The sequence below is a fragment of the Aliivibrio sp. 1S175 genome (assembly GCF_001690985.1).
Taxonomy (GTDB): Bacteria; Pseudomonadota; Gammaproteobacteria; order Enterobacterales; family Vibrionaceae; genus Aliivibrio.
The window spans coordinates 711-1,424 of record NZ_MAJS01000039.1 but is presented as its reverse complement, the minus strand read 5'-3'; the positions used below and the strand labels follow the sequence as shown (position 1 = coordinate 1,424).

1 protein-coding gene is annotated in these 714 nt (G+C 35.9%); it reads right to left on the bottom strand.

What is annotated here, in order from left to right; translation table 11 throughout:
- Nucleotides 1-14 precede the first annotated feature (14 nt).
- Nucleotides 15-566, bottom strand: coding sequence for a class IV adenylate cyclase (gene cyaB / locus A6E06_RS12855; protein ID WP_065593235.1), 552 nt, complete (start codon nt 564-566; stop codon nt 15-17).
- Nucleotides 567-714 lie beyond the last annotated feature (148 nt).

Here is a 714-nt window from a genome sequence, read left to right as displayed (position 1 = left end):
TGTTGATGCATTTGTTATACCGTAAGACTTTCTGAGTACATTTTTCGGTATGAACGATGCTCTAAGTCCGTAGAACTCAGGTCAAACTTACTTGCTAAAACAATCAGTTCAGACCGATAACTTTCAAGTAGGCTTTCATCGTCAGTCATAATCGCAAATTCAGCAAAATCACCTAACCCATTAAGATTATCGACAGTAATATGAAATTTACCAACAAAATAAATACTACGCGTTTTCTTCATGGCTAAAACAACATGATAGCCCATTGTATTAAGCATACTTTTCGCTTTATTGGCATCGGTGATATTCGTTGCTTCACAACGGTCCGCCTCTGGTCCTTTAACTATCCAAAGTTTAATTCCAGACGGTTCCATTTCACGGATACAAAGACTTTTATTTTCAGCCAAAAGTACTTGTTCAGATGTATCAAAGTAACAATCAGATTCTAAGTTATCTTCAAGCATGACTTCGTACGTCATTGAATTCAATATAGTTAAAAACTGAGATTTAGACTTCAGCCTATATTTCAACTCTACTTCAAACTTACCTTTAAAATGTTCTGACATCGAATCACTACTTACTTAAAATGATAAAGAAGGCTAGATTAGCACGCCAATTCACGGATTTCAGTTAACTACGTTCGATTACGGTATAACGCCTGCATAACACGTTTGCTACGATACAGACTTACCTGAATTTTAACGCCTTAATCAC

Bases quoted from the DNA above. Each gene is read 5' to 3' on its own strand.
- cyaB (WP_065593235.1), bottom strand. From the start codon at position 566: ATGTCAGAACATTTTAAAGGTAAGTTTGAAGTAGAGTTGAAATATAGG.